Annotated in this window: 14 protein-coding genes; 3 read left to right on the top strand and 11 right to left on the bottom strand. The window is 65.0% G+C overall.

Annotation, left to right across the window (positions count from 1 at the left end):
* Positions 1-15: 15 nt before the first annotated feature.
* Positions 16-885, bottom strand: coding sequence for a VOC family protein (locus AAFG50_RS21705; protein ID WP_231166481.1), 870 nt, complete (start codon positions 883-885; stop codon positions 16-18).
* 903 nt (positions 886-1,788) lie between these two features.
* Here AAFG50_RS21705 and AAFG50_RS21710 point away from each other — a divergent pair.
* Together AAFG50_RS21710 and AAFG50_RS21715 are read left to right on the top strand one after the other, a co-directional pair.
* Positions 1,789-4,035 carry a TOMM precursor leader peptide-binding protein gene (locus AAFG50_RS21710; protein ID WP_028174013.1) on the top strand — a complete coding sequence of 749 codons (2,247 nt, stop codon included), beginning with the start codon at positions 1,789-1,791 and terminating at the stop codon, positions 4,033-4,035.
* Between the two features lie 95 nt (positions 4,036-4,130).
* Positions 4,131-5,507: a SagB family peptide dehydrogenase gene (locus tag AAFG50_RS21715; protein WP_028174012.1), complete on the top strand. Its 1,377-nt coding sequence runs from the start codon at positions 4,131-4,133 to the stop codon at positions 5,505-5,507.
* 39 nt (positions 5,508-5,546) lie between these two features.
* Here the strand turns inward: AAFG50_RS21715 and AAFG50_RS21720 are convergent, their stop codons facing one another.
* The 10 genes from AAFG50_RS21720 to pncA form a co-directional block, all read right to left on the bottom strand.
* Positions 5,547-6,509 carry an ABC transporter permease gene (locus AAFG50_RS21720; RefSeq protein ID WP_011087311.1) on the bottom strand — a complete coding sequence of 321 codons (963 nt, stop codon included), beginning with the start codon at positions 6,507-6,509 and terminating at the stop codon, positions 5,547-5,549.
* Positions 6,506-7,435: an ABC transporter permease gene (locus AAFG50_RS21725; protein ID WP_028174011.1), complete on the bottom strand. Its 930-nt coding sequence runs from the start codon at positions 7,433-7,435 to the stop codon at positions 6,506-6,508. The genes AAFG50_RS21720 and AAFG50_RS21725 overlap by 4 nt, the downstream gene beginning before the upstream one ends.
* Complete coding sequence (locus AAFG50_RS21730) at positions 7,435-8,427, bottom strand: oligopeptide/dipeptide ABC transporter ATP-binding protein (RefSeq protein ID WP_028174010.1); 993 nt, start codon at positions 8,425-8,427, stop codon at positions 7,435-7,437. Before AAFG50_RS21730 ends, AAFG50_RS21725 begins: the two co-directional genes overlap by 1 nt.
* Entirely contained in the window at positions 8,424-9,407 is a 984-nt protein-coding gene (locus tag AAFG50_RS21735) for an ABC transporter ATP-binding protein (protein ID WP_028174009.1), read from the bottom strand. The genes AAFG50_RS21730 and AAFG50_RS21735 overlap by 4 nt, the downstream gene beginning before the upstream one ends.
* 1 nt (position 9,408) lies before the next feature.
* Positions 9,409-11,046, bottom strand: a complete 1,638-nt coding sequence (locus AAFG50_RS21740; RefSeq protein WP_028174008.1) for an ABC transporter substrate-binding protein — start codon at positions 11,044-11,046, stop codon at positions 9,409-9,411.
* A 30-nt stretch (positions 11,047-11,076) separates the two neighbouring features.
* On the bottom strand, positions 11,077-11,892 hold the full coding sequence (locus tag AAFG50_RS21745; protein ID WP_028174007.1) for a sugar phosphate isomerase/epimerase family protein: 816 nt from the start codon (positions 11,890-11,892) through the stop codon (positions 11,077-11,079).
* 459 nt (positions 11,893-12,351) lie between these two features.
* Positions 12,352-12,735, bottom strand: coding sequence for a GrlR family regulatory protein (locus AAFG50_RS21750; RefSeq protein ID WP_038967432.1), 384 nt, complete (start codon positions 12,733-12,735; stop codon positions 12,352-12,354).
* A gap of 38 nt (positions 12,736-12,773) precedes the next feature.
* On the bottom strand, positions 12,774-14,807 hold the full coding sequence (locus AAFG50_RS21755; RefSeq protein WP_028174005.1) for an NAD(+) synthase: 2,034 nt from the start codon (positions 14,805-14,807) through the stop codon (positions 12,774-12,776).
* Positions 14,808-14,942: 135 nt separating this feature from the next.
* A complete protein-coding gene (locus tag AAFG50_RS21760) occupies positions 14,943-16,058 on the bottom strand; it encodes an alpha/beta fold hydrolase (protein ID WP_011087319.1) in 1,116 nt (371 codons plus the stop codon).
* Positions 16,059-16,074: 16 nt separating this feature from the next.
* On the bottom strand, positions 16,075-16,719 hold the full coding sequence (pncA, locus tag AAFG50_RS21765) for a bifunctional nicotinamidase/pyrazinamidase (RefSeq protein ID WP_011087320.1): 645 nt from the start codon (positions 16,717-16,719) through the stop codon (positions 16,075-16,077).
* A gap of 252 nt (positions 16,720-16,971) precedes the next feature.
* On the opposite strand from pncA, the gene glk reads away from it, so the two are divergent.
* Positions 16,972-17,958: a glucokinase gene (glk, locus tag AAFG50_RS21770; RefSeq protein WP_028174004.1), complete on the top strand. Its 987-nt coding sequence runs from the start codon at positions 16,972-16,974 to the stop codon at positions 17,956-17,958.
* The last annotated feature ends 75 nt before the right edge of the window (positions 17,959-18,033 follow it).

An 18,033-nucleotide genomic window follows, 5' to 3' on the forward strand; every position in this document is an offset into this window, starting at 1 on the left:
GGGCAGGCGCTGTAGCTAGCGCTTCGGCTTGGGCAGCACAATTCTCCCCTGTGAGGCAACGTCGCCCCACTTGGCGGACCACCCGACTTCCGAGGCCGAGGATGGCTCGATGCCCGCCTGACCTCGGGCCCCCTGCAGTGCAAACAGGGCGCCCTGGGGATCGACACATCGTGCGATCCAGCAGCCATCGGGCAATTCGATCGGACCTTGGAGGATCCGGCCTCCACCGGCATTCACCTGCTTAGTCGCAGCGCCGATGTCGTCGACATTGAAGTAATGCAGCCAGCATGGCTGCGCTACGCTCGGAAGTTTCGTCAGCATGCCGCCGACCGTTTGTCCGTCCGCCGAAAACAATTGATACCAGTCCGCTGGATCGGCTTGAGCGTCGGCCTTCTGCCAACCAAATAATGCTCTGTAGAAATCGAAGATCACGGTCCGGTCGCCGGCCAATAGCTCGTGCCAACCGACGCGCCCCGGCTCGTCCAGCCCGCCCGGCTTCGATCGGCCATGTGTCGGTTCCTCGATCAGACCGAACGTCGCCTTCTGCGGATCGGCAACGACTGCTATTCGGCCAATGTTGGTGTCGGTCGGCGGCACAAAGATCGTGCCTCCGAGACGCCTGATCTGTGCGGCGGTCCCGTCCAGGTCATCGACGGCGACGTAACCCATCCATCTCGGCGTTGCCCCCAATCTCCGCCCCTCGTCCGGGATATCCAAAAGTCCGCCGACCGGAACGCTGCCGCTGCGAACCACCGTGTAAGCCAGCTTCGGAGTCGACTCATCCTTCAAACCCCAGCCGACCGCCTTGCGATAAAATGCGCCTGCTGCCGCGACATCCGTGGTCAGGAGTTCGTACCAAGCGAAACGTCCGAGTTGATCTGCCACGCCGATCTCTCCGTTCAAGCCTGGATGCGATTGCGGCACCGCACCAAGCTGCACTCCGTGCGCGCCCGCCATGTACGTGGATCGGTGATGCCCTGTGTCAACGGGTCGGGCCGATGCTGTTCATGAAGATGAATACACTCTGAACGTGCGGCGCCACGCTTTTGGGCGCGCAATTGTTGCCTGCCCTATTTTCCGGGCGTAGAGTTAGCGCGGCTGGGATGCTTCTTGCAATGCACGGAGGTTCGACCATGCGGCAGGCGAAGCGATCTTCTAAAACGAAGAAGCGAGTAACCAAAGTCGCCGTGCCTGCGTTCGGGGCGGCAGGCCTGACTTTTTCGCTAGCGGGAGGCGCATCGGCATCGGCCGTGCCGGCACCCGACGTACAGCATATGCCGAACCTTGTACCGGGTCAGGCAATCACGCTCGATGAAGAGGAAATGGCCGACGTCAGCCTCGCCACCTTCCATCTCTTCGACAAGGAAAACGTCGGTAGCCGCGTGCAGTTGGCATGGCGCGGATGCGGTGGTTGCCGCGGCTGCAGAGGCTGTCGAGGTTGCCGCGGTTGCCGATGTGGCGTCGGTTGCCGGTGTGCTGGATGTGCTGTTGGTGTTGTAGGGTGCGCCGTATCATGCGCGGGTTGCTGCGCATCGTGGGGGCGCTGCCGCTGGTGCTAGGCCTCGGCGCGTTCCGAATTGCCTGTCCACAAGCCGACATATCTCATTGGCCGGCCCCTTTGTCACGGCCGGCCAAATGCTTGGTTTCTCTACGGCGCTTGCATCGATGGCTTGCCGGTGACGGGCGAATTTGTTTCAACTCTCTGGGAAAATACCAGCGCGCGGGCACGAAGATCCATCTTGCGCCGGCGATCTGACGTAACGGCAACCGGATCGGCGTGCTGACGCAATGAATGCCAATAGCAAGACCCGCGTCCCGCGGCAGACCCGCAAAGACCTCCTCCGATTTGCACCGAACTTCACCGCCTACTTACTGCCTCCCGATGCGGTTTGCCTCTATTCCGAGGATCGCAAGTTCTTCCTGCACGGCGAACTCTACTGCGCCTTGGCCACCGCGATCGGAGAACATGGCAACGCCAGGCCGGCGATCATTCGCCAGCTTTCGAAGCGCTTCCCGGCCGACAAGATCGAGGAGGCGATCAAGCGGCTCCTCGAGCGCCGATATGTCGTTGCGCGGGTATCGCCAGCATTCGACGAAGCCGTCGGCGGTTTTTGGGCAAGCCTCGGCCTGTCTCCGGAAGTCGCGGAGCAAAATCTTCGCAGTTGCTCCGTGCGGATCGAGTCGATTGACGTCAAAGGCGCCAAGGAGCTGACCGCGTCCTTGAGTAAGCTCGGCGTTCAAATCGCCAAGCGCTCGCCGAAGCTCACGATCACGCTGGTGAACGATTATCTTGACCGCCGGCTCGCCGAACTGAACCAGGAACGCGTAGCCGGCAAGACGCATTGGCTGTTGGTGCAGCCGTCCGGCGCGTTTCCGCTGGTCGGGCCCATGTTCAAACCGGGCGAAAGCTCGTGCTGGACTTGCCTGTTCGATCGCATGATCCGCAACAGGGAGATCAAGGGGTTTCTTGACCGGGGACCGGCGCGTGCGGTCGCCATATCGCCGCTCGTCAACCATCCCGTCGGACGGACCGCAATCCATTTCGCAGCCGTCGAGATCGCCAAGGCAATCGCCTCGGGCTTTCGCACTGATCTGCGCGATCACATCGCAAGCTTCGACCTGGCCGGCGCCGTCATCGCAAAGCACTATGTCGCGCGACGCCCGCAATGCCCAACCTGCGGCAGCAAGAAGCTGCACAACCCGCGCCGATCCCCGGCCCTGGTCGAGATCGCCGAAGGCAAGAAGCTCGTCATGACCAGCGGTGGATATCGCACCATGACGTCGCGGGCCACGGTGTCGCGCTTCCGCAAGCATGTGAGCCCGCTGACCGGCGTGGTCACGCGGCTTGAGCGGATCGAGGCCGATCTGCCGATGAACACCAATTACTTCGCCCAGCATAATTTCTCCGCGCCGGCCCACAGCATCGACCAGCTCAGGTCCGGACTGAGCGGGGGCAGCTTTGGCAAGGGCTCGACTGCCGAGCAGGGCGAGGCCAGCGCGCTGATGGAATCGATCGAACGCTATTCGGGCATTTTCCAAGGCGATGAGATCAGGACGACGCGCCGCTTTGTCGATTTCGCGCCCGGCGACGCGCTTCTTCCCAACGACGTCCAGCTCTTCAGCGAAACGCAGTTCAAGAACAGGTTTCTCCAGCAGCCGGACGATCCCCATCCGGTTCCCGAGCCGTTCGATCCCTCGACGAGGACCGAGTGGTCGCCGGTCTCATCGTTGCGCGACAAACGCTTCAAATATCTGCCGACCGGCCTGCTGTACTTCTTCTATGGCGGCTTTCATACCGATTCCAACGGCTGCGCGGCCGGCAATACCCGCGACGAAGCCATCGTTCAGGGCTTCCTGGAACTGATCGAGCGCGATGCCTACGCGATCTGGTGGTATAATCAGGTGCAGCGCGCCGCGGTCGATCTCGAGCAATTCGACGATTTCTATGTCCGGGATCTCCAGGCTCAATTTGTGGAAGCCGGGCGCAAGCTCTGGGTGCTCGATGTCACCACCGACCTCGGCATTCCGACTTACGTGGCTATCATGCACTGGATGCAGAATGGACACGAAAATATCGAGTTCGGTTCCGGCGCGCATTTCGACCGCCACATAGCCCTGTTGCGCTCCCTCACCGAACTGACCCAATTTATGTCCGTCGGCATGATGGGCGGCGCAAGCGGCGAGAAGCCGACACTTGACGGTGTCACGCCGCTGCGCCTGGAAAACTACCCGTTCCTGACACCGAGCGACCGCCCGATCGTCCCACCGGCGCCGAGCCTCAAGCTCCACGACAATACGCGTGACCAGGTCATTGCCTGCGTCGAGATCGCCGCCCGTGCGGGCTACGATTTCCTCGTCCTCGACCAGACACGTCCCGACGTCGAGGTTCCGGTCGTCAGAGTGCTCGTTCCCGGCTTGCGTCATTTCTATCGCCGCTTCGCACCGGGCCGCCTTTACGATGTGCCGGTGAAGCTCGGATTGTTGGACCGGCCGCGACTGGAAAGCGATCTGATTTCATTCCTTCCGCACACCTGAAGGGTTGCTCTTTCGTGCGCACCAACAGGAAAAAACCGACCGGAAAGATCGCGCCAGACATTGCGGCCCGATTGAGCCATCGCTTCTCCCTCCAGATGCAGCCGGACGGAAACCTCGTCGCCTTTCTGGGCGACTATTCCGTCAACCTCGGACAATTCAGTAAGGCCGCGATAGACCGCGCGCGACATCTGAGCACCGGCCTTCCGCTCGCGTCCTTTGCAGGCAAGAGCGCCGTCGCGAGAGACGTCGACGCCCTGGTACACCGCTTGGCCCGGCAGGGGCTTCTGGAATACCGCCTCTCCTCCTCGCGCGACGAGCGGGACCTCGTGGTCATCGAGCCTCAAGTCCCCGAATACTGGCCGCGACGCGCGAAGCTGGGCAGCCGTGATACCATTGTGTTGTCACGCTTTGCCTATCTGCGCCGGCGCGGCAATGAGATGGTTCTGGAATCGCCACGCGCCGGCGCGCTGTTCCGGATTGGCGATCCCGCCGTCGCCGCCACCCTTTCTGCGCTGTCGCAGCCTCAGAAGATCGGCAAGCTCAACCTGAAGGCAGCCACTTTCAATCTCTGTCTGCTCGAACTGTTGGTGGAAAGCCGGATCCTGCTCAAGCTCGATGCGAAAGACGGACAAGGCCTGCGAGTGAACGAAGGCGACGGCAATCTCGTTCTCTGGGATTTCCATGACCTGGTGTTTCACACGCGGAGCACGGAGGGGCGGCAAGCCAATCCGGTCGGCGCCGCTTTCACCTATGCGAGCATCGTTCCGCCGCTGCCTGCGGTGCGCCCGCCCTGGCCCGGCAGCAAGATCGACCTACGCAAATTCTCCTCCCCGGAGCCGAACTCTCTCTTCCCGAAGCTGTTGCGCGAACGCCATTCGACACGAGATTTCGACGACAAAAATCCTGTCACGCTCGGCGAACTCGCACAGTTTCTCGACACCACCGCGCGCGTCGTGTCCGAATGGAAGAGCGGCCCGTATTTTGACGGCGGTCCCGACGTCACCTACAGCACGAGGCCATATCCGTCGGCGGGCAGCGCCTACGAGCTGGAGTTGTACCTGACGGTCTCGAACTGCGAAGGGCTTGCGCGCGGACTCTACCACTACGACGCAGGGAGCCACGCGCTGGTGGCGATCAGCGCCTCCACCCAACAACTCCAGGCGCACGCGGTGGCAGCGCAGTTCGCCATGGACGCGCCGGGTCAGCCACAAATCCTGATCACGATCGCGGCGCGCTTTGGGCGGGTCTCCTGGAAATACAGCTCAATCGCATATTCGTTGATCCTGAAGGATGTCGGCAGCCTGATCCAGACGTTTTACCTGGCCGCGACCGATATGGACCTCGGCGGCTGCGCGATCGGGAGCACCAACATCGACCTGTTCGCGACAATGACGGAGCTGGAATTCCATATAGAAGGCCCGGTCGGTCAATTCGCGCTCGGGCGCGGCAGGAAGCTCGATATCCCGAGCTAGAAGCTCGGGTAGTTCGGCGCTCGCCTCTCGCCAGTCGCGCTATTGCAGGGTGGGATCGAGCCGGTCGCGCAGCCAGTCCCCGATCACGGAGACCGCCAGCGTGGTGACGACGATGGTGGTCGCCGGCGCCAGCATGATCCAGGGCGCCCGGGTGAGGTATTCGCGGCCGTAGCCGACCATGTTGCCGAGGCTGGTCATCGGCGGCTGCACGCCGAGGCCGAGGAAGGACAGGCCCGACTCCATCAGGATCACCTCGGGGAAGACCAGCGTCGTCGACACGATCAGGGTCGAGGCGATGTTGGGCAGGATGTGCCGGAGGTAAATCCGCGACGGCGTCGCGCCGAGCTGACGGACCGCGGCGGCATAGCCTTGGGCGTTGGCGGAGATGGCCAGTCCCCGCGCGATGCGGGCGTAGCGCTCCCAGCCGAACAGGCCCATCAGGCCGATCAGCAGCGGCAGCGAATTGCCGAAGAAGGCGAGCACGGCCAGCGCCATGATCAGGAAGGGCATGCTGGCCTGGAAATCGGTCAGCATCAGCACGAGCTGCTCGACGGTCCCGCGGAAATGCGCGGCGAAAAAGCCGAGCGTGGTGCCGACAATCGCCGAGATCGCGGTGGCGCCGAAGGCGATCAGGAGCGAGATGCGGATCGAGACGAGGAGGCGCGACAGCACGTCGCGGCCAAGCTCGTCGGTGCCGAGCCAGTGCGCGACATTGCCGGGCGACGCCAGACGATTGCGCAGGTCGAGCTGGGTGTAGCCATAGGGCGCGATCTTCTCGGCGAAGGCCGCAATCACCAGCATCGCGACGATCCAGGTGACCGCAAGCGCGACAGACACCGGGATCGCCGGCAGGCTGATGCGGCGGCGGACGCTAGAGCCCTTTCCGTTCCGATGAAATCGGAACGGGGCTCTAGATTCCAGTTTTGACGCGTTTTCTCTACGCGAACCGGTGTCCACTTCGCTTGAAAACGCTTCGGTGTCCTTCAGCGTCGCGTCGGTCATGCATGCGCTCCCTTGGTGCGCAGCCGCGGATCGAGGAAGCCGTAGAGGAAGTCGACGACCAGGTTCGACGTGACCATGGTCAACGCGACCAGCAGCAGGATGCATTGCACGACCGCGAGGTCGCGGTTGGCGACGGCGACGACAAGCAGGCGCCCTACCCCCGGCCACGAAAACACGCTCTCGACCACGACGGCGCCCGCGATCAGCGTTCCCACCATGAAGCCGAGAATGGTGACGGTCGGGATCGCCGCATTTGGCAGCGCATGCGAGGTCACCACCCTGCGCCACGGCACACCCTTGGCGGAAGCCGTACGGATATAGGGCTGGCCCAGCACCTCCAGCATCGCGCTGCGGGTGAAGCGCGCCAGCACCGCTGCGCCGCCAAGGCTCAGCGTCGCGATCGGCAGGATCGCGTGACGCCAGCTGTCCTGCCCGCCCGACGGCAGCCAGCCCAATTGCACGGCGAAGACGAGAACCAGCAGCAGCGCAAGGACAAAACTCGGCACGGTGAACCCGGCGACCGCCGTCATCATCACGGCACGGTCGATCGCAGAGCCGCGATGCAGCGCGGCGTAGATGCCGGCGGGGATGCCGAGCCCCACCTTGAAGACGAAGGCCGGCAGCGTCAGCGCCAGCGTTGCCGGGATGCGCTCCAGCACGAGCTCGATCGCGGGGCGGCCGTCGCGCATGGAGCGGCCGAGCTCGCCTTTGGCGATGGCGCTGAAGTAATCGAGATACTGAAACCAGATGGGATCATCGAGGCCCCAGGCTTTGCGGAAGGCCGCGATGACCTCCGGTGGCGCTTCCGGTCCCAGGATCATCAACGCAGGATCGCCCGATAGCCGCAGCACGACGAAAGCGAAGGTGACGACCAGGACGATCGTCAGAGCCGCGCGCCCGATCCGAATGGCAAGATAACGCCCCATCACGCGGCGTCCCGCGTTTCGACCTGCGGACCGGTCACCAGATGGCACGCGACCTGCCTGTCGCCGCCGACGACCGAGAGAACCGGCACTTCGCTCGCGCAGCGCGCGATCGCGCGCGGGCAACGCGGATGGAAGGCGCAGCCTTGGGGACGCGCGGCCGGGTTCGGCGGATCGCCCGCCAGTACGATGCGGCCCGCGCTGCGGCGGCCGGGCGCCGGCGAGGCCGAGACCAGTGCCTGCGTATAGGGATGCTCCGGCCGGGCGAACAGATCGTCGGCGCTGCCGATCTCGACGATGCGGCCGAGATACATCACGACGACGATATTGCTGATCTGGCGGACGACGCGCAGGTCGTGGCTGATGAAGAGCAGCGTGAGACCAAGCTGAGCCTGAAGATCGGCGAGCAAATTCACCACCTGCGCCTGGATCGAGACATCGAGCGCGCTGACCGGCTCGTCGCAGACGAGGAAATCAGGTTTTGTCGCCAACGCCCGCGCCAGCACGATGCGCTGGCGTTGTCCGCCCGAGAGTGCGCCGGGATAGCGCGCGCCATGCGCAGGCGTCAGTTCGACCGCCTGCAGCAATTCGCGCACCCGCTCATCGCGTTCGCCCGGCGTACCGAGGCCATGAATGTCCAAGGGCTCGCGGATCTGTGTCGCGACCGGCAAGCGCCGGTCCAGCGCTCCCAATGGATCCTGGAAGATCATCTGCATGCGCGCCCGCTGCGCGCGCCACGCCTGCGTGCCAGGCGCTGCCATGGGCTTGCCGTCAAACCGCACCTCGCCGCGATCGGGCGGCTCGAGGCCGAGCACGATGCGACCCGTGGTGGATTTACCTGAGCCGGACTCGCCGACGAGGCCCAGCGTTTCGCCCTTGGGAATCGTGAGCGAGACGCCATCGACGGCGTGCACGGCCGTGCTGCGGCCGAACATCCCGGAGCGCATGCTGTAGCTGCGGGCGATCGCGGAGACCTCGACGAGCGGCGCGCTCATTCGGCGGCGATCCCAAGCAGTGCGCGGCGCGAGGCCTCGGCCCGGATGCACGCGACCGCGCGGTCGTTCGTGATCGGTGCCAGGCTCGGCGCGGCGAGGCCGCACGGCCCGGCCGCCAACGCGCAACGCGGCGCGAACGCACAGCCATCAGGCATACTCGCGGGATCGGGCACCGTGCCGGGAATGGCGGTGAGGCGCCGGCGCGGACCGTCGAGCGGCGGCAGCGCGCCGATCAGGCCCTGTGCGTAGGGATGCACGGGATCGGCGAAGAGCTGGTTGGCCGGCGCCTCCTCGATGATGCGGCCGGCATACATCACGGCGACGCGGTCGCAATTCTCGGCGACGACGCCGAGGTCGTGGCTAATCAGGACCATCGCCATGCTCATCTCGCGGCGGATCGACGAGAGCAGCTCCAGGATCTGGGCCTGAATGGTGGCGTCGAGCGCGGTGGTCGGCTCGTCCGCAATCAGCAGGTCGGGATTTCCGGCGAGCGCCATCGCGATCATGATGCGCTGCACCTGACCGCCGGAGAATTCGTGCGGATAGGCGGACAGCCGCCGGCCTGCGTCGGGAATGCCGACGAGATCGAGCAGCCGCCGGGCTTCGGCCCTCACTGCCTCACCGGAGAGACCGCGATGCAGCGCCAGGGCCTCGCAGAGCTGCTTGCGGATGGTCAGCACCGGGTTGAGCGCGCTCGCCGGATCCTGGAAGATCATGGCGACCCGCCCGCCCCGGACCCGATCGAGTTCAACCGCGGGCGCGCCCAGGAGCTCGTGCCCGTCGAGCCGCACCGAGCCCAGGACCCGCGCATGCCGCGGCAGCAGGCCCAGCGCGGCAAGCCACGTCACCGACTTGCCGGAGCCGGATTCGCCGACGAGGCCGAGGGCCTCGCCCTTGCGCAGGGCGAGATCGACGCCACGCAGCACCGGCACGCCGTTGAAGGCGACGCTCAGGCCCTCAATGCTGACCAGCGGTGACACCTCAGGCCTCGAAATTGCCGGCGCGGAAATCCATCGCGAAGGCGGGCGATGCCTTCCACTTGATCGATTTCGGCTTGGCCGTGAAGGTCGCATTCTGATGCAGCACCGTGTAGGCGGGGTCCTCGCGCTCGGCGATCTCCAGCATGCGACGGAACGCCTTCTTGCGCGCCGCGCGGTCGGTCGAGGTTTCCAAGAACTCCGAAAGCGTGTTCAGCTCGGCGTTGGTCCACTCGCCGATCTGTTGCTGCTGGCCGTTCGGCCCGTGCTGGGCGACCAGCGAGGAGACGGGATCGTTGAAGGCGGCCGAGTTCGACCAGTCGCGCACGGCGCGCGTAGGCGCACGTTCCATGATCTGCGACCAGTTCTCCTTGGTCTCGATCTGCACGTTGAGGCCGACCGACTTCCACATCTCGACCAGGACCTGCGCGGTCGCGACCTGGTTGGTGTAGTAGTTGTTGAGCAGGCGATACGGGATCGGATCGCCCTTGTAGTTGGCCTGCTTCAGCAGGTCCTGCGCGAGCTTCGGATCATAGGCAGGCACGTTCCAGTCGGCGTTGAACATGTCGCCGTAGAATTCCCACTGCAGGCCCTTCGGCACGCGGGTGCGGCCGGCCCACAGGCTGTCGACGATGGCCTGGCGGTCGATCGCGTGGGTAAAGGCGCGCCGCACCAGCGGATTGGCGAGCTGGGCGTGGTTCTTGTCGAACACGGTCAGGCGGTGATTGAGGATGGTGCCGCCCTGCACTTCGAACGCCGCATTCTTCTCGATGCCGGCGATCTGGTCCGGCGGGATGTCGCAAGCGAACTGGTACTCGCCCGAGAGCAGCCCGTTGATGCGGCTCGCGACTTCAGGGACTTCGAGGAAGCGGATGCGCTTGAGCGGCGGACGGCCGCCCCAATATTCATCGTGTGCTTCCAGCGTCAGCGAGACGTCGGGCTTGAGCTCGACGACCCGGTAGGGCCCGGTGGTAACAGGCTTGCGCGCCCAGTCGAGATAGCTTGCGGACTCGTCCCAGGCCCGGCGGTTCATGATGTCGGAGCCGTAGCGCGACAGCCGGCCTTCGATGGTGACGTCGGGCGTCGCGTTGTAGAAGCGCACGGTGTATTTGTCGACGGCGTCGACGCGCACGAGGTCCGGCCAGATCCGGCGCGCGACGGCGGGCACATCGGGCGGCAGTTCCTTGCCCGGACGCGGCGTCGGGATCTTCTCGAAGGCCTGGATGGTGGAGCGGCTCTTGGCCTCGGTCTCGCCGAACATGCGGTCGCGGCTGAAGGAGAAGACCACGTCCTCCGCCGTCAGCTCGTCGCCATTGTGGAACTTGACGCCCTGGCGCAGCTTCACCTCGACAGTCTGGTCGTCGATGCGGCGCCACTCGGTCGCAAGGCCCGGCACGGCCTCGAGGCTGCCGCGCCAGTTCTTGGAAATCAGGCCCTCCCAGATCGAGGAGAAAAACACGCGCTCGCCGACATTGGACTGCTCGCGCAGCACGTCCAGCACGTTCGCGTTGGTCACCTTCTGCACGGCGATCGTCACCGACGGACGATTGTCGCCTTGCGCGATAGCAAAGCGCGGCAGCAGCAGCGTGCCCGCAGCCGCGGTGCCGGATTTCAGGATGGTGCGACGGGTGAGTTTGCTCATGACGATAGGCCCTGCCCTTGATGAGGTCGGTTATTCTGCGAGGCCAAGCGCGGCGAGATGGGCTGCGCCGGCGCGGACGTCGTCGTGGTTGCGGAGTTCGAGGATCAGCCGCGGGTTCGAGGTCAGCCGGCCCAGCGCGCGGAACACCGCGACCCACGGGATGTTGCCTTCGCCCGGCGCCCAGTGCCGGTCGGCAAAGCCGTCGGTGTCCTGGAGATGCACATGCGTCAGCATGTCGCCGGCGGTCTCGACATAGTAGTCGACCGGCGGCGCGCCGGTGGAGATGTGCGCGTAATTGGCGTGGCCGGTGTCGAGCGAGACGCGGACCTTGCCGCTCTCCAGCGCCTTGGCGAGGCGCACTCGGTCGCGCGGATCCTTGTCCTCGATGTTCTCGATGACGATCTCGCAGCCCGTCGTCTCGGCACGCGCGATCACTTCGGCGAGGGTCGCCCTGACCCGTTCGACCAGATTGCCGCGATTGTCCGGATAGAGATCGAGATTGTTGTGGTCCCAGGTCGTGAACGGCGAATGGATCACCATCTGCGTCGCACCGAGAAACTCTGCGGCCTCCAACCCCTGGAGCAGGCGCTTGGTCACCGCCTGCCGGATCATGGGATCGTGGCTGTCGATCTTGAAGCCCCAGAACGGTCCGTGAATGCCGAGACGGCCCGTATAGCCCGCGAGCATCTGCTTGATGTCGCCGGCGGTCGCACGCCAGTCGCTATCGAGGAGATCGGCGCGGAAGAAATCCTGGATCTCGAGATCGCGCTGCCGTTCCAGAAGCCAGTCGCGATGCGCGGGGATCGATTTGATGGACAGTGCGGCGCCCAACACCGGCTTCGACATGGCTTGCTCCTTTGACCGTCAGCAATGACGGGAGCAGCGCTAGACCAGTTCAATGACAGGCCCGTGAAACCGATGTTCCGCAGCGTCGAGCAGATGTGGACATCCCGCGCGTCGCCCGCATCGATGTTGTGCAGCGGCGCTGGCGTCGATGCAGGCACGTGCAGTCTGCCGCAGAAGCAAGCTGAATCGTGTCCGTAGTGCTCCGGAATGGAATCCTATTCCGATGTCGCGTACATCGCGCGACATCGATCGGCAGCCACTTCCAAGGGCATCACCCTCTGATCGCGCACCACGGGGTTGGGGGACCACATGGGGCGGGGGATCGAAGGCTGGGGCAAGGTGACGAGGTCCGGACTCCTAGGCACTCCGGACCTCGCGCTTTCCTTCAGCGCGAGCCTGCCAGCATATCGCTAGGCCCACATAGACCCACTCCACAGCAGCTCCGGCTGGCGCCTCAGCTCACATCGCATCCTTCAGCGTCAGCCGCGCCGTGAACGTCACGCTGATCTTGCCGACCAGCGCCATTCCCTCGACTTCCGCGCCGCCGGGGAAATAATCGCCGGAAAAGCCGCAAGTGACCTCCCTGCCTCCGAAGACGAGAGACCGGCCGACCGCTTCGGTGTGCTGATTGACGATCATGTCGCCACGCCATTTCCCGTTCCGGAACGTGTAGCTCCCGGTGTAGTAGAAATAGCTGTCGCCGCCCATGATACGCCCGTCGCAGAGCACGACCACGCCCCTCGCCTGCCCGCGCTTGCCGTCACGCATTTCGATGTCGAAGATGTAGAGGCCGTTGACGACGCTGGCCTCTTCACCCGTTTCTGAGCCTTCCCCGGCCGACATCAGATCGTCTCCCCAGCAATGTCGATCCGCCGCGTCATTCAGTTCGGTACGTTCCGCTCGAGATCCTCGAGCCATGCCGCTGCGCTCGAATCCGACGGTGCACGCCAGTCGCCGCGCGGCGACAGCGAGCCGCCGGCCGAAACCTTCGGGCCGTTCGGCATGGCCGAGCGCTTGAACTGGCTGAAGGCGAAGAAGCGGCGCAGGAACACTTCGAGCCAGCGGCGGATCTCGGGAAGCTCGTAGGCCTTGCGCCGATCGTTCGGGAACGCTGGCGGCCATTCGCCCTTGGCGACATCCTTCCATGCCTGGAGCGCCATGAAAGCGATCTTGGACGGCCGCATGCCGAAGCGGAGCGTATAGAACAGGTTGAAATCCTGGAGCTCGTAGGGGCCGACGGAGGCTTCGGTGCTTTGCGGTTTCTCGCCGGGCTTGACCGGAACCAGCTCGGGCGAGATTTCGGCCGACAGGATCGAGGCAAGCGTCCGGTTGACGTCATCGCTGAACTGCTGCGAGGCGATCACCCAGCGGATCAGATGCTGGATCAGCGTCTTCGGCACGCCGGCATTGACATTGTAGTGCGCCATCTGGTCGCCGACGCCATAGGTGCACCAGCCCAGCGCGAGCTCGGAGAGATCGCCGGTTCCGATGACGATGCCGCCGTGGTGGTTGGCGAGGCGGAACAGATAGTCCGTGCGCAGACCCGCCTGCACGTTCTCGAAGGTGACGTCGTAGACCTTCTCGCCCTTGCCGAAGGGATGGCCGATATCCTTCAGCATCTGGGTTGCAGTGGTGCGGATGTCGAGTTCCTGCCAATTCGTCTGCAAGGACTTCATCAGCGCCAGCGCATTGGTCTTGCTCTCGCTGCCGGTGGCAAATCCCGGCATCGTGTAGGCGAGGATGTTTTCACGCGGCAGGCCGAGCAGGTCGACGGCCTTGGCGGCGACGATCAGCGCGTGGGTGGAATCGAGCCCGCCCGAGACGCCGATGACGACGCGTTTGGTGCCGGTCGCGCGCATGCGCTGCACGAGGCCGGCGACCTGGATGTTGTAGGCCTCGTAGCAGTCCTGCTCGAGCAGGCTCTCGTCGCTCGGCACGAACGGAAAGCGCTCGACCTTGCGCAGGAAGCCGATATCGGAGGCCGGCGGCTTCAACGCGAACGTCACCTGGCGGAAGAACGCCTCGCGCTGCCGGCGGTTGTCGTCGAACGTCCCCATCAAGGCGCGTTCCTGCCTGAGCAGGTCGAGATCGACGTCGGCGAACGTGATCTGGCCGCCCTGGCGGAACCGCTCGCCCTCGGCCAGCAGCACGCCGTTCTCGTAGATCGAGGTCTGGCCATCCCAGGCCAGATCAGTGGTCGATTCCCCTGCCCCTGCGGCGGAATAGACGTAGGCCGCGAGGCAGCGCGCCGAGGTCGATTGGCACAGCAGTGCGCGCGAGCGCGCCCGGCCGATCGTGATCGGGCTGCCCGAGAGGTTGATCAGCACGCTGGCGCCTGCGAGCGCGAGCTCCGAGGCCGGGGTCACCGGGATCCACATGTCCTCGCAGATCTCGACGCCGATGGTGAGGCCCGGCACGTCCTCGGCCGCGAACAGCAGATCGACGCCGAACGGTGCATGCAGCCCGCCGAAGGCGATCGTCTCTCCGGCGATGCCGGCGCCGGAGGCGAAATGCCGCCCCTCGTAGAACTCACGGTAGGTCGGCAGGTAACTCTTCGGCACCACGCCGAGGACGTTGCCGCGATGAATGACGACGGCGCAATTGTAGATGCGATGACCAAAGCGCAGCGGCGCGCCGACGATCAGGACGGTCATCAATGCATCGGAGGCCTCGACGATGGCCGCGAGACCGCGCTCGACGGCGTCGAGCAGCGGATCCTGCTTGACCAGGTCTTCGATCGCATAGCCGGACAGGCACAGCTCGGGAAACACGGCAACCGCCGCCGACTGTTCGTGGCAGGCATTGGCGGCCGCCAGGATGGCCTTGGCATTGGCCGAGGGATCGGCGACGTGGGAGGTGGTCACGCAGGCCGCCACGCGCGCAAATCCGTGGGCGTAGATCGAGTGGAAAGTCATCGAGCGCAGTACCTTTAATCTCTTTCCGGCCGGCCGCAGCCGTCAGCTCCAGCCTATGTAGCTCATCGATCCGGCTCCGGGCAGGCCATTCGCCATCATGCATAACGGATTTGCGCCTCGCTCTGGCCGGCGAGCTCAGGCGCTGCGGGCCAGGACGCCGGTCAGATCGTCGCGCAGCCACTGGGCGATCCGGGGCCAGGCATGCGCGTGGGTCCGCGCACCCATGAACAGGCCGAGGTGATTGCTCGGCTCGGAGGCCGCCGCAATGAAGGCTGGCGGCGTGCCGACAAGGCCGGCGGTGGCGAGCGCCTGCGTCACCGGCACCACTTCGTCGTCGAGCCCGGCCAGCAGGAAGATCGGCGCCTTGACGTCCTTCAGATCAATCGCGCGGCCGAGCGCCACGAAGTTGCCGCCGGCAATCTGGTTCTCCCGGAAAATCCGGTTGACGATCTCGAGATAGTAAGTGCCCGGCAGATCGAGCGTCTCCACGTTCCACTGGTCGAAACGCGCGAGCAGTGCCCCGCCTTCCTCGTCGGATAGGCCCACTTGCAAGGCGGCTGCGATATCCTCGCGGCTTGGCGTCCTGGACCAGAAGCGCAGCATCTCCTCGCCACTGACATTGCCTCCGCCACGCGCGACGAGCTGGTCGTAGACCATCTCCGGCGCGTTGCGGGCGAGCCTGGATAGCGAGGAATCGATCGACAGGTCGACCGGAGCGCCGACCAGGACCAACCGCCGCACCTTGGCCGGAAAGCGCGCCGCATAGAGCAGCGACAGCCAGCCACCCTGGCACAGGCCGACGAGATCGACCGGGACGCCGATCTCGTCGATGGCGACGTTGAGATCGGCAAGATAGCTGTCGATCGAGAGATAGCGCATGTCAGGGGTGGCCGAGCGCCAGTCGGTGAGATAGACCCGGTCGATGCCGCCATTCTGCAGCGACTGCACCACGCTGTGGCCGGGCGCGAAGTCGGCGATCAGGGCCCGATGCAGCGCATAGGGTGCGCAGACCAGCGCCGGCTGGCCGGACCGGTCCTTCGTGCAATCGCGCAGGTGCATGGTCGCAAGCTCCAGCGCGACCGTGTTGGGCGTCGTCCACGGCAGGCTGCTGTCGGCAGGCTCGTCCGGCCCGCGCTCCATCCATCCGAACCAGGCGTCCATGGCGAGCCGCGCCGCCGCAAACGGCCACAGCAGCGGATCGCCAGGGACATGGTCCGGCCCGCCCGGCTGTTTGCCTGTCTTCGCCGCCATGGCTATCTCGCGATTCTCACAGGAATGCCTCGAAGCTGATCACGGAAATGCTGAGCTCGACAAAACTCCGATGGGCTGCAGCCACAGAACCGTCGAGGTCGATGCCACGGCAGGCATCCTCGATCACCACGACCTCGCACCCGGCCTTGCGGGCGTCCTCTGCCGAAAAGCGGACGCAGAAGTCGAGCGCGAGCCCCGCGACGAAGACGGTCTTCAACTCGCGCTCGCGCAAATACCCGAGCAGGCCCGTCGGCGTCCTGTGGTCGTTCTCGAACAGCGCAGAATAGGAATCGATGCCGCGCCGAAAACCCTTGCGCACCACCAGGCTCGCCCGGGTGACGTCCAGCTCCCCATGGAATTCGGCGCCCGCCGTGCCCTGCACGCAATGCGTCGGCCAGAGCACCTGGCTGCCGTAGTCCAGCTCGATGGTCTGGAACGGCTGCTTGCCCGCATGATTCACCGCGAAGGAGACGTGGTCGCTCGGATGCCAGTCCTGGGTCAGCACCACATTGGCGAATTTTTGGGCGATACGGTTGATGGCTGGCACGACTTTCTCGCCGCCGGGCACGGCCAGTGCCCCGCCGGTGCAGAAGTCGTTCTGCACGTCGATCACCAGCAGCACGTCGCGGTCGGAAATCTTCATCGCAAGGCCCCATTCCATTTGCCGGCTTCGCCGGCGCCGAACGCTCCCTCCAATGTCGATCTTCCGGTGCGGCTTCGCAACCGCCGATCGCGTGTGGCCATATCGCGCTGGTGGCCAAGGATCGTCTCCAGGATGCAACGGTTTGGCCTCGTCCGTGTTGACTAGGCACAATCAAGCGAGGATTCTCAAACCGTCCGCAAACTGCGGATCGGATCAGGAGCGGAGGCAAAGGTTCCCGAAGGCCGGCAAGGCCGCGGCGACCAAAGGGTCATGAGTATCGGCAAGACAGGAAAAATTCTTCTCGCCGATATCGGCGGCACAAATGCGCGCTTTGCGCTGAGCCAGAGCGAACCGGGCAACGGCGACCAGACCGGACCGATCGACTATGTGAAGGTCGCCGACTTCCCGACCGTCCAGGAAGCCATTGTCGACGTGCTGGCGCGCCGGGCCGGCGGCGAACCGCCCCAACGAGCCGTGCTGGCCGTCGCAGGCCCCGTCACCAACAACCGCTGCGTCATGACCAACAGCCCCTGGGTCATCGACGGCAACGAGCTCCAGCCAACGCTCGGCTTCAACAGCGTCCATGTGCTCAACGATTTCGAGGTGGTCGCCTGGTCCCTGCCCGCCTTGCGGCCCGCCGATCTGATCCCGCTCGGCGGACAAGATGGCCTCCCCGGAGAACCGTTGCTGGTGGTCGGACCCGGAACCGGCTTTGGCGTCTCCTGTCTGGTCGAGCGCCATGGGGCGCGGCTGGCCGTCGTCACCGAGGCGGGCCACGCGACGCTGCCGGCAGAGAACGAGCGCGAGGAACGCGTGATCGCGTCCTTGCGCCGACGTTTCGGCCATGTCTCCATCGAGCGCGGTGCGCTGTCGGGCTCCGGCTTGCAAAGCCTCTACGAGGCACTCGCGGAGATCGACGGCGTCCAGGTGCCGCACCGCGACGCGGCCGCCATCACCAAGGCCGCCCTGGATGGCAGCTGCTCGGTCAGCCGCGCGACGCTGGAGATGTTCTGCGCCACCCTGGGCTCGGTCGCGGGCAACCTCGCGGTGACCTTCGGTGCCCGCGGCGGCGTCTATATCGCCGGCGGGATCGTGCCGCGCTTCCCGGAGTTCCTCGCGGCCTCCGCGTTCCGCGCGCGCTTCGAAGCCAAGGGGCGCTTCCAGGACTATTTGCGCAACATCCCGATCCGGCTGGTCACGAAGCCTGATGCGAGCTTCCTCGGCCTCAAGATGTTCGCCGACCACAATCCTGATTGAAGTGCGGCCGGCCGAGACCGTCCGGTCCGTTAACTAATTCACAGCTGATTGCATCCAAAGCGGGGTTCCACGCAG

The sequence above is a fragment of the Bradyrhizobium sp. B039 genome, assembly GCF_038965675.1.
Classification (GTDB): Bacteria; Pseudomonadota; Alphaproteobacteria; order Rhizobiales; family Xanthobacteraceae; genus Bradyrhizobium; species Bradyrhizobium diazoefficiens.